18 protein-coding genes are annotated in these 15,104 nt (G+C 44.8%); 4 read left to right on the top strand and 14 right to left on the bottom strand.

The window, feature by feature from the left end; genetic code table 11:
* The first annotated feature begins 122 nt into the window (after nt 1–122).
* Entirely contained in the window at nt 123–953 is an 831-nt protein-coding gene (locus ICN43_RS05270; RefSeq protein WP_216197546.1) for an NADPH-dependent oxidoreductase, read from the top strand.
* Between the two features lie 6 nt (nt 954–959).
* Here the strand turns inward: ICN43_RS05270 and ICN43_RS05265 are convergent, their stop codons facing one another.
* The 8 genes from ICN43_RS05265 to clpB all read right to left on the bottom strand — a co-directional run bounded on the left by ICN43_RS05265 (nt 960) and on the right by clpB (nt 9,599).
* Nucleotides 960–1,208, bottom strand: coding sequence for a hypothetical protein (locus tag ICN43_RS05265; protein ID WP_216197545.1), 249 nt, complete (start codon nt 1,206–1,208; stop codon nt 960–962).
* Between the two features lie 15 nt (nt 1,209–1,223).
* Nucleotides 1,224–2,204 carry a tripartite tricarboxylate transporter substrate binding protein gene (locus tag ICN43_RS05260; protein WP_216197544.1) on the bottom strand — a complete coding sequence of 327 codons (981 nt, stop codon included), beginning with the start codon at nt 2,202–2,204 and terminating at the stop codon, nt 1,224–1,226.
* The gene (locus ICN43_RS05255) at nt 2,204–2,863 is read right to left on the bottom strand and encodes a 3-oxoacid CoA-transferase subunit B (protein WP_216197543.1); all 660 of its coding nucleotides are present in this window, start codon (nt 2,861–2,863) and stop codon (nt 2,204–2,206) included. The genes ICN43_RS05260 and ICN43_RS05255 overlap by 1 nt, the downstream gene beginning before the upstream one ends.
* Nucleotides 2,860–3,531, bottom strand: coding sequence for a 3-oxoacid CoA-transferase subunit A (locus ICN43_RS05250; RefSeq protein WP_216197542.1), 672 nt, complete (start codon nt 3,529–3,531; stop codon nt 2,860–2,862). The genes ICN43_RS05255 and ICN43_RS05250 overlap by 4 nt, the downstream gene beginning before the upstream one ends.
* A gap of 76 nt (nt 3,532–3,607) precedes the next feature.
* Nucleotides 3,608–4,048 carry an HIT family protein gene (locus tag ICN43_RS05245; protein ID WP_216197541.1) on the bottom strand — a complete coding sequence of 147 codons (441 nt, stop codon included), beginning with the start codon at nt 4,046–4,048 and terminating at the stop codon, nt 3,608–3,610.
* A 104-nt stretch (nt 4,049–4,152) separates the two neighbouring features.
* Complete coding sequence (gene aceA, locus ICN43_RS05240; RefSeq protein ID WP_216197540.1) at nt 4,153–5,451, bottom strand: isocitrate lyase; 1,299 nt, start codon at nt 5,449–5,451, stop codon at nt 4,153–4,155.
* A gap of 267 nt (nt 5,452–5,718) precedes the next feature.
* Nucleotides 5,719–6,957, bottom strand: a complete 1,239-nt coding sequence (locus ICN43_RS05235; RefSeq protein WP_216197539.1) for an MFS transporter — start codon at nt 6,955–6,957, stop codon at nt 5,719–5,721.
* Nucleotides 6,958–7,004: 47 nt separating this feature from the next.
* On the bottom strand, nt 7,005–9,599 hold the full coding sequence (gene clpB, locus ICN43_RS05230) for an ATP-dependent chaperone ClpB (RefSeq protein ID WP_216197538.1): 2,595 nt from the start codon (nt 9,597–9,599) through the stop codon (nt 7,005–7,007).
* A gap of 114 nt (nt 9,600–9,713) precedes the next feature.
* On the opposite strand from clpB, the gene ICN43_RS05225 reads away from it, so the two are divergent.
* A complete protein-coding gene (locus ICN43_RS05225) occupies nt 9,714–9,956 on the top strand; it encodes a GIY-YIG nuclease family protein (protein ID WP_216197537.1) in 243 nt (80 codons plus the stop codon).
* A gap of 21 nt (nt 9,957–9,977) precedes the next feature.
* On the opposite strand, the gene ICN43_RS05220 is transcribed toward ICN43_RS05225, so the two are convergent.
* From ICN43_RS05220 to ICN43_RS05200, 5 genes are all read right to left on the bottom strand, one after another.
* The gene (locus tag ICN43_RS05220; protein ID WP_370623156.1) at nt 9,978–11,444 is read right to left on the bottom strand and encodes an exonuclease domain-containing protein; all 1,467 of its coding nucleotides are present in this window, start codon (nt 11,442–11,444) and stop codon (nt 9,978–9,980) included.
* Entirely contained in the window at nt 11,401–11,874 is a 474-nt protein-coding gene (locus ICN43_RS05215; RefSeq protein ID WP_255533426.1) for a tetratricopeptide repeat protein, read from the bottom strand. The genes ICN43_RS05220 and ICN43_RS05215 overlap by 44 nt, the downstream gene beginning before the upstream one ends.
* 14 nt (nt 11,875–11,888) lie before the next feature.
* Nucleotides 11,889–12,455: an Rrf2 family transcriptional regulator gene (locus ICN43_RS05210; RefSeq protein WP_216197536.1), complete on the bottom strand. Its 567-nt coding sequence runs from the start codon at nt 12,453–12,455 to the stop codon at nt 11,889–11,891.
* A 99-nt stretch (nt 12,456–12,554) separates the two neighbouring features.
* A complete protein-coding gene (locus tag ICN43_RS05205; RefSeq protein WP_255533425.1) occupies nt 12,555–12,968 on the bottom strand; it encodes a DUF2244 domain-containing protein in 414 nt (137 codons plus the stop codon).
* 47 nt (nt 12,969–13,015) lie between these two features.
* Nucleotides 13,016–13,168, bottom strand: a complete 153-nt coding sequence (locus ICN43_RS05200; protein WP_216197534.1) for a hypothetical protein — start codon at nt 13,166–13,168, stop codon at nt 13,016–13,018.
* Between the two features lie 111 nt (nt 13,169–13,279).
* Here ICN43_RS05200 and ICN43_RS05195 point away from each other — a divergent pair, with 111 nt between their 5' ends.
* Both ICN43_RS05195 and ICN43_RS05190 read left to right on the top strand, forming a co-directional pair.
* On the top strand, nt 13,280–13,927 hold the full coding sequence (locus ICN43_RS05195) for an LON peptidase substrate-binding domain-containing protein (protein WP_216197533.1): 648 nt from the start codon (nt 13,280–13,282) through the stop codon (nt 13,925–13,927).
* A 4-nt stretch (nt 13,928–13,931) separates the two neighbouring features.
* Nucleotides 13,932–14,801 (top strand): oxygenase MpaB family protein, encoded by an 870-nt coding sequence (locus ICN43_RS05190; RefSeq protein WP_216197532.1) that lies wholly within the window; start codon nt 13,932–13,934, stop codon nt 14,799–14,801.
* A 45-nt stretch (nt 14,802–14,846) separates the two neighbouring features.
* Here ICN43_RS05190 and ICN43_RS05185 read toward each other — a convergent pair whose 3' ends face one another.
* The gene (locus ICN43_RS05185) at nt 14,847–15,020 is read right to left on the bottom strand and encodes a hypothetical protein (protein WP_216197531.1); all 174 of its coding nucleotides are present in this window, start codon (nt 15,018–15,020) and stop codon (nt 14,847–14,849) included.
* Nucleotides 15,021–15,104: the final 84 nt, after the last annotated feature.

The raw sequence follows: 15,104 nt of genomic DNA, 5'->3' as shown, positions 1-15,104 counted from the left end.
GATCCTAATAAATACCGATGACATAGAGCTAAGCAGTCAGTAGCCTAGCCCAGCCAGTCAGGCAAGAGAAGAAGTCAATAATCACTCCAAGCCCTACTAAACCTACTTCTGAATGAGTCAAAATGACGACTAATCGATTATCACTGCAACAGTTAACTCAAGCGCGTTATGGTAAAGCCATACCTCTCGACTTTGAGCTCAATGAAACGCTAGAAACGATTTTTCAACATCGCTCGATTCGTACCTATTGTGATAAGCCAATCCCCAAAGATACACTTGAACTGCTGATTGCAGCCGGGCAATCCGCTTCAAACTCGTCCAATCTCCAAAGCTGGAGCTTGGTTGCTGTAGAAGATCCAGAGCGTAAAGATCGCCTCTCGAAATTATCCGGGAATCAAGAACATATCCGTACATGTCCATTATTTTTGGTGTGGCTGGCCGATCTCTCACGCCTAGAGGCCTTAGGCAAAAAACGGGGTCTTCCTTATGAAGGGCTAAATTATCTTGAACTCTTAACTGTAGGCATGATTGATGCCGCCCTGGCCTCTCAAAACGCAGCTCTAGCAGCGGAATCTATTGGCTTGAGCATTGTCTACATTGGCGGCATTCGTAACAACCCCGAGGCTGTTGCACAAGAATTGGGTCTGCCCCCAAGAGTTTTCCCAGTATTCGGGATGTGCGTAGGTTACTGCGACCCAGAAAAATCGAGCTCCATCAAACCTAGACTGCCTCAGGCAGCCATTGCTCATCGCGAACAATATAACGCACCAAAGTCGATAGAGGCGGTGGAGCAATATGTTGAGGAAATGAACGCGTTTTACAAGAAAAACAACATGAAGACAAACGGTGACTGGGTACAGCACAGCCTTCATCGGATTCGCGGACCAGAGTCATTAAATGGCCGGGAGAAAATGCACGAGTGGCTTAAAAAGCTTGGGTTTGAAGCGAAATAATACTAACTAACTATCAAAGCGCGGATAGTTAGAGTTTTCAGCATTTAAGAGGCGCAACATCGCAGGCCATTCCAATACACCATAAGGGCGGCGGGTACCGGGTTGGTAAAGATGGGCTGTTTTCTCCAAAACTTCCTTAGAGGGAATGAGTAAATCCTCGCCTGCACTAAGGGCATCGACTTGCGCCCTGCAAGATAATTCCAACTGGTACATCGTATTAAAAGCCTGCTGAATTGTTGCACCACAAGTCAGCAAGCCATGTCAAAGAACTTATTCGATCGTAATTTTTGACTGAGCAATAATTTTTCGCCATCTTTCGATTTCAAACTTCAGCATGGCGGTAAATTGTTCGGGAGTTCCTGGCATTGGATCAGCACCTTGAGCAATCAATTTATCCTTAAACTTCGGATCCGCCAAAATTCCCTGCAATTCTTTATTCAGGCGATTACGGATATCAATTGGAAGATTTGCAGGAGCAACTAAGCCATACCAGGTTGCCATTTCATATCCAGGTAAACCGGACTCTGCGATCGTTGGCATTCCAGGAGCTGCTGCAGAGGGCTTCGCAGTTGTAATGGCGATTCCCCGAAGATTGCCCGCCTTCACTTGAGGAAGAGCGCTTGGTAAATTTGGAAATAACATATCCACCTGACCGGAAATAACATCTGGTAAAGCGCTGCCAGTCCCCTTGTAAGGAATATGGATCATCTGAATACCTGCCATACGCTGAAATAATTCAGCAGATAAATGCACTGAAGTACCACTTCCACTAGAAGCAAATGTCAGCTTCCCAGGATTTGCTTTAGCAGCCGCAATAATCTCGGGAACTGTTTTATATGGTGACGTCATTGGCACAACCAGCATATTAGGCGCAGAAAACACGCCTCCAATTGAAGTGAAGTCCTTTATAGGGTCGTAGGGCAAATTCTTATACAGCGAAACATTTACCGCGTGGCCAATGGATGGAAAATACAATGTGTAGCCATCCGGTGCGGCACGTGAAACCGTCTCAGCAGCAATATTTCCATTTGCGCCAGCACGATTTTCAACGATGACGGGCTGTCCTAAGCGAGTTGAAAAAGCTTCTGCCAATGAACGTCCAACGGCATCTGCAGAGCCCCCTGGAGAAAAGCCCACAATAATCTTGATGGGTTTGGTTGGATAGTTAGGCGTAGGCTGAGCACTTAAATTACCGGAGGCAAGCGCTAAAAAAAGAACACTAAATAATCTGGACTTTAAGGTAAGTTTCATTACTTTTTCTCCTTCATTGGTACGCCACTAAGCTCACATAAATCAGAAAAACTTAAGCCGTCAACCCAATCAATAGCAACTAGGCCGTCGGGAGTTACTTCAATAGTTGCTAGGTCGGTATAAATACAATTAACAGCAGCTAATGCGGTTAATGGATAAGTGCATTCCTGAACAATCTTGGACTGCCCCGATTTAGTCAAATGCTCCATCATGACAAATAATTTTTTTGCACCTAATGCTAAATCCATAGCCCCGCCCACAGCTGGGATTGCTTTTGGATCACCAGTACGCCAGTTGGCGATATCACCTTTAACAGAAACCTGAAAAGCGCCCAAGACACAGATATCAATATGACCACCACGGATCATGGCAAATGAATCAGCATGATGAAAGATTGAGGCACCCGGAAGCATGGTTACCGCCTGCTTTCCAGCATTCACAATATCGTAATCTATTTGATCGCCCTCAGCTAATGGCCCCATACCCAACAGACCATTTTCACTGTGCAATAAAATCTCACGATCGGGCGGCAAGTAGTTTGAAATCGTCATCGGCTGGCCAATACCCAAGTTAACATGCGCGCCATCAGGAATGTCCTGAACAATTCTTTGGGCAATTTCAGCGGCATTGCGCTTACGTATATTAGTAAGGTCAATCATGATTTATTCCCCACTAAAACAATTCGCTTAACAAAAATACCAGGGGTCACAATTGCCTCTGGATCTAATTCACCTAACTGTACAGTTTGATTGACTTGAGCAATACTGCACTTCGCAGCGGTTGCCATAATCGGAGCGAAATTCCTAGCCGTGCCGTGATATACCAAATTCCCCCAGCGATCACCCTTATCTGCCTTAATTAATGCAAAGTCCGCTTGAATCGCTTTTTCGAAAACATAATTAATGCCATCGATATCTCGACACTCTTTATCTTTTGCTAGTTCAGTACCAAATCCAGTGGGCGTAAAAAACCCACCGATTCCCGCTCCACCAGCACGAATGCGCTCTGCTAAAGTGCCCTGAGGAACTAATTCAAGCTCAATTTTTCCCTCCCGATAAAGCTCATCAAAAGCTCCCGATTCTGGCTGACGCGGAAATGAGCAAATCATTTTTTTCACCCTGCCGCCAGCTATTAGCTTAGCAATTCCAACGCCTTGATTACCTGCATTATTACTGACTAAGGTCAAATTCTTTGCGCCCTGCTCAAGCAAAGCATCCAACAGAAATATCGGCAAGCCAGCGCCTCCGAAGCCCGATATGAGAATGGTTGAACCATCGCCAATATCTTTCAAAGCCTCTACTACGTTAGGCATTATTTTTTGAATCACTCATTGTCTCCAGTTTTACTTTTTTATTGTTATCTCTCTACACTACTGATCCTATACAGAACCCATAAATACTAACTTAATTTAATCTAGAGATCGCCTCTCTTATGGCAGCAGGCAAGTCTTTTAATTTTTGCATACGAGCTTCCAACGCTAGTGCCGGGGTTTGATTGATTTTATTGGACCAAACCGAACCAGGAAAGAATGCATCATCTTTATACCTAGGGATGACATGCCAATGAATATGGGGAACCATATTTCCCAGCTCCGCAACATTCATCTTGTCGGGATGCATCACATGTCGTACCGCCTCCTCCACGGCAAACACTAGGGTCATCAGATGCTCACGCTCGCCATAGGTGAGATCAGTCATTTCGGCAACATGATGATTCCAAATTATTCGGCAAAAACCAGGCAACTCGGGGTCATTCATCAGAATAATTCGACAGTCATCACCACGCCAAATTAATTGACCCTCTTCGGGCTTTAGCTCATCTTTACAAAGTACGCAATTAGTCATGGGAACAATGTAAACGAAAACGGCACCTAAGTCACCCTTGTGGGGTCATTTAGGTGCCGCGGTAGTATCGATAGTGCCGCTACTACTTGCTACTTAAGAATTCCTTAGTGGAACTGCTCTTCTTCTGTAGAGCCAGTTAAGGCAGTTACTGAAGACTTACCACCCTGAATTACAGTAGTTACGTCGTCAAAGTAACCGGTACCAACTTCCTGCTGGTGAGATACGAAGGTGTAACCACGATCGCGAGCAGCAAATTCTGGCTCTTGTACTTTCTCAATATAAGCAGTCATACCGCGCTTCATATAATCCTGAGCCAAGTCGAACATGTTGTACCACATAGAATGAATACCAGCCAATGTGATGAACTGATACTTATAGCCCATTGCACCTAATTCACGTTGAAACTTAGCAATCGTTGCGTCATCCAAGTTTTTCTTCCAGTTGAAAGATGGTGAACAGTTATAGGCCAACATTTTGCCTGGGAACTTGGAGCGAATTGCTTCAGCAAACTGACGAGCAAAATCCAAATCCGGTGTGCCAGTTTCACACCAAACCATATCGGCATATGCAGCGTATGCTAAACCACGTGAGATTGCTTGATCCAAGCCTTTGCGTGTCTTATAGAAGCCTTCTGGAGTGCGCTCGCCAGTCAAGAATGGCTTGTCATTTGCATCGTAGTCGGAGGTCAACAAATCAGCAGCTTCAGCATCGGTACGAGCCAAAATAATCGTTGAAACACCCATTACATCGGCAGCCAAACGTGCAGAAATTAATTTCTGAACTGACTCAGCTGTAGGCAGCAATACTTTACCGCCCAAGTGACCACACTTCTTCACAGAGGACAATTGGTCTTCGAAGTGAACACCAGCAGCGCCTTGCTTGATCAATGCTTTGCTTAACTCAAATGCATTCAATACACCCCCGAATCCAGCTTCAGCATCAGCAACGATTGGAGCGAAATACTCGATATATCCAGCATCGCCTTTGTTAATACCTTTGGCTGTCTGGATTTCATCGGCACGTTGGAATGAGTTATTGATACGCTCAACCATCTTCGGTACTGAATCGACTGGATACAAAGATTGATCTGGATACATGGCTGCATAAGAGTTACCGTCAGCAGCAACCTGCCAACCAGATAGGTAGATAGCCTGAACGCCAGCTTTAACTTGTTGCATTGCCTGGCCACCAGTTAAAGCGCCTAAACAGTTAACATACGCTTCGTTATTCACCAACTCCCAAAGACGCTCTGCACCATGCTTTGCCAATGTGTGCTCAATCTTCAATGAGCCACGAAGACGTACAACGTCCTCTGCCGTGTAACCACGAGTAATCCCCTTCCAACGTGGATTGGTATCCCAGTCTTTTTGAAGAGCTTCGATTTCTGCTTTGCGATCTGCCATGATTTTCTCCCTAAGTTAAACAATTACTTCAAATATTTAGACATAGAAGTCTTATGTCTTATATAAGAGTTTAGGCGCCAGGAAAAAGCATGCAAGAACTATTTGAGTATTTATTGAAAATAATTATCTCAAATAAATCAATGACTTAAGTTAAATATTTTATTATATGAAATGGTTATCCAAGGGGTGAGAGAAGTCTCAACATAAAATGTTGCACTGCATTTTACGTGCGGTAATGTCTTTCCACATTATGAAAAAATCTATCTTTCAGGCAGTCCTGGGATTGCTGATGGTGGCAACCTTAAATCCAATCAAGATAATCATCAACTGAAGTACCGCAATCCCGACAAAGAAAAGCTTCGGCAAGCCCACGTCCAAAAAGATTCCGAAGACAAGTGGACTTAGTGCAGCACCTAAATCAATACCTGAATATACAACTCCATACACCCTACCCGATGAGCCCGAGGGTGTTGCAGATCGAACCATCAAATCGCGTGATGGAGCAGCGATACCCATACCAAGACCGATTACGATAAAGGCAATCACGATCAACTCAACTGGCACCAAGCCGGTGGCTAATAAAAGACCCATAGCAATATTGATAGCGAAACAGAATGTGATGATGCGCTCGGGTAGTTTTAATTTAGTAGCTATATACCCGCCAAATAAAGTCCCTCCCGCACCACCCAATGACATCAGCGTTAAATAATAATTACCTGTGCTCACATCGATGTCATAGATTTGAAACAGCACAGTTGGTGAAAAAGATTGCAGCCCTGTCGTAGCCGCCATAGTAAAAAAGAAGAAGATCCAACAGAGCCAAACCACTGGTAACTTCAGGAAATGAAAAGTGCTCATCGGTGTACCGCTCGGATTACTCAAAAGATGACTGGCCACCGTCTCATCTCGCCTAGCCTGCACATCATCCACCAAAGTGGCTCGATTAAGCCAAAGAATCACCAGAATCATCACCTCCAAGACCGCGGCAGATAAAAATGCCGCTCTCCAATCTGCAATCGTCGCAATGGTAACCATAAATGCCGGAGCGGCGGCCCAGCCGATATAACCAGAAATTCCATGGATGGAGTAAGCGTAAGGCAAATTCAGTAGTGAAACTTTGTGGTTAATCAGCGTGTAATCCACAGGATGAAAGACTCCATTACCGCAACCCGCAATAATGGCACCTAGTACCAACATCACATAACCATTACTTTGTGAATAGACTAGCGCTGCTAACACCAGTAAACCCAATCCCACAAAAAGTACGGGTCGAGCACCAATGCGATCCACTAAAAAACCAGAAGCCGCTTGAAAAATACAAGAGACTACAAAGAAAATGGTCATGAGCAGACCAAGTTCGGCATAGTTAAAACCAAATTCCGCCTTTAACCATGGGAACATGGGTGGCAGAATTAAATGGAAGAAATGGGAGCTACCGTGAGCCAGGCTAATAAGACCAATAACCCGGACATCACTGGCGCGCCTACTTTTCAGGGCATCAGTCATGTACCGAGTTTAATAGCACAGGAGGTTCCTGTTGAAATACAGCGATATTACTTATCGAAGCTGAAATCGCCCTTCTTGTCGACGCCCACGGGAACGGTATCTTTAGGGCCGAACTTGCCTTCCAAGATCATCTTGGAGACTGGGTTTTCAATATATTGCTGAATTGCACGCTTCAGTGGTCTGGCCCCAAATATAGGATCAAAGCCAACTTCTGCAATCTTGCTCAGAGCAGCATCGCTGACCTCCATCTGCATATCAACCTTGGCCAAGCGATCCGACAAATTCTTGAGCAAGATCTTTGCGATGTTAGCGATATTGCCTTTATCCAAACCATGGAATACGACGATCTCATCAATACGATTTAAGAACTCAGGACGGAAATGATTCTTTAATTCTTCAAATACTGCATCCTTAATTTCCGATTGCTTCTTATCTGTCATCGACTGAATCAGATGCGACCCGATATTACTAGTCATCACAATGACGGTGTTCTTGAAGTCCACGGTACGACCTTGACCATCGGTTAGGCGACCATCATCCAAAACTTGCAAGAGTACGTTAAAGACATCTGGATGCGCTTTCTCAATCTCATCAAACAAGATGACGCTATATGGGTGGCGACGTACTTGTTCGGTTAAGTAACCACCTTCTTCGTAACCCACATAACCTGGAGGCGCACCGATTAAGCGAGCAACACTATGCTTCTCCATGAACTCACTCATATCGATACGAATCAAGTGGTCTTCGCTATCAAATAAGAAACCGGCCAAGGCTTTGCAAAGCTCAGTCTTACCAACACCAGTAGGTCCCAAGAATAAGAATGAGCCATAAGGACGATTCTCTTCAGCCAGACCAGCACGGGAGCGACGAATGGCGTCAGATACTGCGCGAATAGCTTCTTCCTGTCCAACCACGCGCTTGTGCAATAACTCTTCCATCTTCAAGAGCTTGTCACGCTCGCCCTGCATCATCTTCGACACTGGAATACCTGTAGCCCGAGAAACTACCTCTGCAATTTCTTCTGCGCCTACTTGAGTACGCAGGAGTTTGTTCTTCACTACACCGTCTTTATCGCCCTTTGCTTCAGCAGCGGCAGCAGACTTCAACTTCGCTTCGAGCTCTGGTAGTTTGCCGTATTGCAATTCAGCAACCTGCTCCAACTTACCATCACGCTGCAACTTATTGATATCAGCCCGGACTTTTTCAATCTCCTCTTTGAGGTGAGCTGCGCCCAATACAGCACCTTTTTCTGCCTTCCAGATTTCCTCCAGGTCAGCGTACTCAGCACCCAAGCGCTTGATCTCATCCTCAATCAAGCTAAGGCGCTTTTGTGAGGCCTCGTCTTTTTCTTTCTTAACAGCTTCGCGCTCAATCTTGAGTTGAATAAGACGGCGTTCAAGTTTATCCATTACTTCTGGCTTGGAATCGATCTCCATACGAATACGTGAACCAGCCTCATCAATGAGGTCAATCGCTTTATCTGGCAAGAAACGGTCTGTAATGTAGCGGTGAGACAACTCTGCGGCAGCAACAATTGCGGGGTCGGTGATCTCAATGCCATGATGAAGCTCATAACGCTCTTGTAATCCACGCAAGATGGCAATAGTTGCCTCAACACTGGGCTCCTCGACCATCACCTTTTGAAAGCGACGCTCAAGCGCAGGATCCTTCTCGATGTACTTACGATATTCATCTAAAGTAGTCGCGCCGATACAATGCAATTCACCTCTCGCTAGAGCGGGCTTGAGCATGTTGCCAGCATCCATAGCACCATCACCCTTACCAGCACCCACCATCGTATGAATCTCATCAATAAAAATGATGGTTTGACCTTCATCCTTAGCCACATCACTTAGAACAGCCTTGAGGCGCTCCTCGAATTCACCACGGTACTTAGCACCAGCCAACAAAAGTGCCATATCCAAAACCAAGACACGCTTATTCTTCAGGGTTTCAGGAACTTCACCATTAATAATGCGCTGGGCTAAACCCTCCACGATGGCAGTCTTACCTACGCCCGGCTCACCAATCAGTACTGGATTATTTTTGCCACGGCGCTGCAGAATCTGAATGGTGCGACGAATTTCATCATCACGACCAATAACGGGATCGAGCTTACCCATGCGAGCGCGCTCGGTTAAATCGACAGTATATTTTTTTAAGGCTTCACGTTGACCTTCGGCATCCGCACTATTCACTGACTCTCCTCCGCGTACTAAATCAATAGCCGCCTCTAACGATTTACGATTTAAACCATTCTCACGAGCGATCTTGCCCAACTCACCCTTGTCATCGGCTACAACCAGCAAAAATAGTTCGCCAGCAATAAATTGATCATTGCGCTTATTGGCCTCTTTCTCACATAAGTTGAGCCAATTGCTCAAATCACGACCAACCTGTATCTCACCACTGGTGCCCTGTACCTCAGGGAGATTACCAATCAATCTTTCGGTAGCCTTCTCAAGGCCAGATATGTTGACACCGGCGCGAGTTAGTAAGCTCTTAGCAGCGCCATCCGAGTCACGCAGCATTGCTAGCAATAAATGGGCTGGCTCGATATATTGATTATCTTTTGCCAAAGCAAGACTTTGCGCCTCGCTCAGCGCCTCTTGAAACTTCGTAGTTAATTTATCTATTCTCATTTTTAAGTCCTATCTACTCAATCTATTTTTATGTATTTATATCTATAGAATATAGGGACATTCTTAGTAATTTCAAGTCTGTTAGACCTCTTTTTAAGCGAATTGATACCTATTTTGACCTGGCTTGTTTATCTCCTCGAGTGTTCTGATGGTAGCTATTACGCCGGCATTACAAACCGCTTGGAGCATCGTTTAGCAGCCCATAATTCGGGTGATGGCGCTCGCTATACGAGGGCTCGCAGACCAGTCGTCCTTTTGGCTACTCAAGAGCACCCCGACCGATCTGAGGCCTCAAAGGCGGAGGCTAGATTGAAGAAACTTCCGAGATCAGCAAAGTTAGGGTTTTTTCAAACCTAATCAGTGGTTCGGAAATTCGACTTACGCAGGATCCTGGAGCATCAAAGGAATCACCTGGTTTTTAAAGCTTCCTGATAGCGCTTTTTTTAGGATCTTGTAGATATCCAGGTCAAACTCAGCCTCACCAGAGTCTGCCAATTCATAAAGCTCTGCTTCGTTAATCGCCGTGCCCAAATAACGCCAGCGATCCACAACGTGCATATGACCCCCCTCTCTAATTGCAACGGGTCCTGAATAAGGCCACACTTGAACCTGAAATAACTCCAAGGCAGTCTGCAGCTGGAGATTATGTAACTCGATAGGGGAGCAACCAATGCACGCGCCCCCACATTGTTTTACTTGATAACCAAAACAAGCTTTACCTTCAATACGCTTCTCTAAACCCAGTAACGCTTCACATAGTCGATATTTTTTTGCTATCGCTTTGAGGTAGCCGTTGGCCTCTCTTTTGCTGTAGAACAGACCAAACAAGTTTTTTTGAATACCAGGATCTAGTTCCCGATGACCAACGAGCTGTGGAGTTAGCACGCCAAACTCGTCTAAGACTAACTTCCAAGCACAGAGATCCTTAGAGCGGCGTAATTTTATGTTCAGGCTAGGCATACGTTCCTTGATTAGCCGCGATTCCAGAATGAGCGCCCCTAACTCTCCGCTGGTTTCAATCCAATCGATATCCCTGATTTGTAAAGAGAGCTTCATTTCCTTGCGCTGAGATAGTGCACCCTGAAAATGTCCCATTACCCTACTACGCAATGAAATACTCTTGCCGATATAGAGTGGCACCTGATTCTCGCCATACAAAATATAGCAACCCGGTTTCTCAGGAATAGAGTCCACCAGGGCTTTGTCAATATTAGGCGGCAAGCTTGCATTGCCAATGAGCTGGTTAACTGCTTTAAGCAGCGCCTCACGCCCTAGCTTTGCTTCGCAAACTCGCCAAAACTGGAGTAACAAATCTGCATCACCAAGTGCGCGATGTCGTGCGCTCACTTTAAGGCCGTGTGCGCTAATGATGGTGTCAAGATTGTGCCTAGCCTGCTCTGGGAATAGGAGTCTAGAGAGCTTTACGGTGCAAAGTACTTTAGGTTTAAAGTCGATGCCCACACGCTTAAATGATGCCTTCAAAAAACCATAATCAAATCGTGCGTTATGGGCTATAAAAATCTTACCCTCTAGTTGTCGCGCAATCTCTGTCGCCAAATCATCAAAAGCAGGCTGCCTTCTCACCATATCCGGACGGATCCCGGTCAAGGCTTGAATATTTTGTGGAATAAATGCTTGGGGATTAATAAGGCTTTCCCAAGTCTCTAGCTGATCATCAATCAGAGATTGGATACCTATTTCAGTAATGCGATCACGCTCAAAATGAGATCCCGTAGTCTCAATATCAACAAATGCTAATGGGGGAAATTCATGCTCACCTAATGACATGCGGGTTAAGGAATTACTTTTTACCTTGATACTTCGCAATACTTTCTTTAAGGTCACGGTACTCTTCGCAACCGAAGAAGCAAGCTTTGTCTAGTCTAGCCAATATAGCTTCAGCGCCAGGCAAATCCTTTTTCATTAAAAGCAGCTCGCCGTAATACTCTAATGCGGACCTATGGTTTGGATCAATCTTTAGAGCGGCCTGGTAATACTTTTCAGATGACACTAAATCTGGTGGCTGCTTTTTGCGCAGACTATATCCCATGAGATTATTCCAATCCGAGGAATTGACTTCATTTGCTGACTGCAACTGCTTTATTGCTTGCTCATAGTTATTGGATTTAATGCTGGCACGAGAATCTGTTAGCCAGGCAGGATCAGATTTAGTCGGGGCGCTATCTGCAGCGAAAGAAGTCACCCATGGCGATATTGAAATCATGATGGAGATCAACATCTTGCTAGCTAAATTTAACTTTTTTGCCTTCATCATATGGAGCCTTGTTTTTATCCTACTTTATGGAGATAGTCACCAAAGCTAAAAATGGAGTTTGGCCCTAATGGCACATCGGCTACTTTCTTAAATGGCCTCTTAATTACCGTTTGAACCTCACCTTTAGCTTGCTTATCAACTCTTATCTCCGAATAAGTAAAAGTATGAGGTACTGGGAGAGTTTTAGTCTCGCTAAAACGAGGTACATAATCTTTAATGGCATCGGAGAGACTAACATTTGCCATGCAGCTGAGCATATAAGCCTCTAGGGATTGATATAGCTCATGAGCGATATCACAAGCCTCAACCTTGCGCTTTTTGATGTAATTCATGGCCAGCACTACATCTTTGATGGTGATCATTCGAGGATCTTGCAAGAGCGTATAGCCTCCATTTCGACCCTTTGTACCCTTCACGATGCCTGCAGCACGTAAGGCGCTAAGCAACAGCTCTATTCTACTTAGTGACAATTTCTGGCGCTGTGCCAGTTCCAAGCCTGTAACTGGTTGGATACTATTGGAATGAGATGCAATATCAACCAAGGTATTTAGGGCTGCTTTTACTGCTGTATTAACGTTCATAATGAAATTAGCAAAATTATTAAACTATTTTCAGTATCGGATTAAATGGCAAATTTTGCAGGGGCAAATTTTTTAACCATTTTTAATTTATGGTTTAAATCAATCCAAATAAGACCTTAATTCAGCGATGAGGCTCTTAAATTTCTCCCGCCCAAGAAATTGGCCAAGCGCAACCCTCTGCCCTCCCTGCTCAATAAAAAATACTTTTTCATATTCTTCCGGCTGAGAAACCTTGGCCCAGCGAGTATTGAATTCAATTACAGTCTCTTTATAGGCAATAAACTTCCTCACCAATAATCGAGTGCCACTGATTTCAATCTCCTCAAAGTCTAAAGCATGTCGGCAATAGATTAAAAAGCCAATAGTGACTGCAGTTAACTCAATTGCCGTGAAGATCAGGATCATTTTTACTCCGGCCAATAAAAAACCTGTAGCCACAGTTAAAGAAAGGCAAATTAGCGCGATATAGAACTTGAGCAGCTGACCTGGGGTCAATGCACAATTTCGTCTCATCTTCCAGATCTTCATTGCGGGATGCGGATTTCAGTACAACATGTAGTCTAGCTATTGATAGATTTAGCTTGCTTAGCCTTCTCAAGTTGATCAGCGCTGCGCTGCTGAAAATCAACCATGGTGTGATACCCCATTTGGTAGCAAGGACAGTGCTTGCCCAAAATCCAGCGTGCGAGCTTAACTCGAAGTTTTTGCATCATATAAATTCTCCTGTGAACAGCATCATTTTGGCTGAAATCTAGGATTGCTGCTGATCATGATGCCATTTCGAGCGCTCAGCAAAGTCATTGCAAATCCTTTAAATTAAACGAATGACAAAACCTTCTTTAATAGCCAGCTGGATCCCCCTTTTCCCTCTGGGCACTACCCTATTTCCAGGCGGTGTAATTGCGCTCAAAATTTTTGAAGCACGCTACCTAGATATGATGAAACGTTGCTTACGTGAAAACTCGCCTTTTGGAGTTGTGAGCATTCTCGACAACAAGCCGATTGATTCCGATGCAAGCGCCCCCGTTAACTTTTCAAACATTGGCACCTTAGCGAAATTGGAAGAGTTTGATCCAATTCAGCCCGCTCTTTACATGACCAAATCCTATGGAACGCAACGCTTCCGTATCCTGAATATTAAACAAGAATCTGATGGCTTATGGATGGGTCAAATTGAACTGATGGATGCTGATCCAGCAATGCCGTTACCGAAAGAACATGAAAAAGTAGCTGCACTTCTTCATGAAATTATTTCCATTATCAAACGTGAGGATTTGCGGGGGAATGAAGCATTCATCATCCCAGATAATCTAGATGATTGCGGATGGGTATCCAATCGATTGGCAGAGCTTCTGCCTCTGCCCCCGGCTCAGAAGAGCCACTTACTTGCTCAAAGTAACCCCAGAATTCGACTTGACTTAATTTCAGAGATCATTGAAGACAACGATCTACGCAACACCATGCTGCACTAATAACATGATTGATGAGCTGATTCGTCGGTCGATACGAGAAATGGTGGGAGGCGGTGGTCCGCCAGTAGCATTTTTGGAACCAGCTGGTGACAGAGGCTTATTCGGCCCAGAATCGATAGCCTGGAAAGTACATGCAGATTTTATTTCCATGATGATTGGCGGCATCAGCTCATTAGTACTGCAAGCCCTTCATCCAAAGGCACTTGCTGGGGTATGGGACCATTCAAGTTTTAGAAAAGATCTAAAAGGAAGGCTAGGCAGAACTGCATTTTTCATCGCTGCAACTACCTATGGATCCAATGAGATGGCGAACAACGCCATTAATCGAGTGAATCAGATTCATCAAAAGGTCACTGGTTTTGATGAATTTAATGAACCATATCGAGCCGATGATCCTGAACTACTCGCATGGGTTCACCTCACAGAAACTCGTAGCTTTATGCGCTCTTATGAGTCATACCGAGGTGAGTCTCTAATTACAAAGCAAAAAGATCAGTATTTTGCAGAAATGAAAATACTCGGGGAGAAATTGGGGGCAGTTAATCTACCGGATACCTATATTGGTACAGAACAAGCCATCAGGCAATACATCCCCCAACTTCACTTCGGGGAGAGAGCTAAGATTATTATCGAGATGCTGGATCATTTTCCCAGTAATCTCAGCTCTAAGCCTTTTGTAAAGATGATTAGTCGGGCTGGCTTTCTAAACTTACCTGATTGGGCTTATCCGATTATTAACCGACCACAACCAAGTCGGCTGGAGCGGCTGGCTGTGCAATCTGCGATTCTCGCGATGGCGATTCCTGTAAGGGGGGCGCTAAAAGATGGGGTAGCCGCTCACTCCCTTCGCAGAGTGTACGGATCAAATAAATAAATTGACTATGCATGGCCTGCAAATAAAGCCTGTCTCAACGAAAGTCTAAGATTCAGGCTTGGTATCTTCAGATCCGGAGTCAGTAGACTGAATTTTCACCGGCATCAAAGGTGGCGCACTCATTTTTTCGCCATCCCATACCTGTCCGCACCAACACTCTCCCGAATCATTAATGATGCAAACGCCTGAACCGCAGCAACGCTTATCTAGTGCCTTCATAATTGGTCCCTTAATTCCGAACAATTCATAATAGAATCTATTCTAGGGTTTTTATGGCATTAGCGCACAGGCCCCCAGTCTTGT

Origin of the sequence: Polynucleobacter sp. UK-Mo-2m-Kol15 (assembly GCF_018881505.1) — a bacterium.
Lineage (GTDB): Bacteria > Pseudomonadota > Gammaproteobacteria > Burkholderiales > Burkholderiaceae > Polynucleobacter.
Note: the sequence above shows the minus strand (reverse complement) of the source record. Positions and strands in the feature narration are given on the sequence as shown.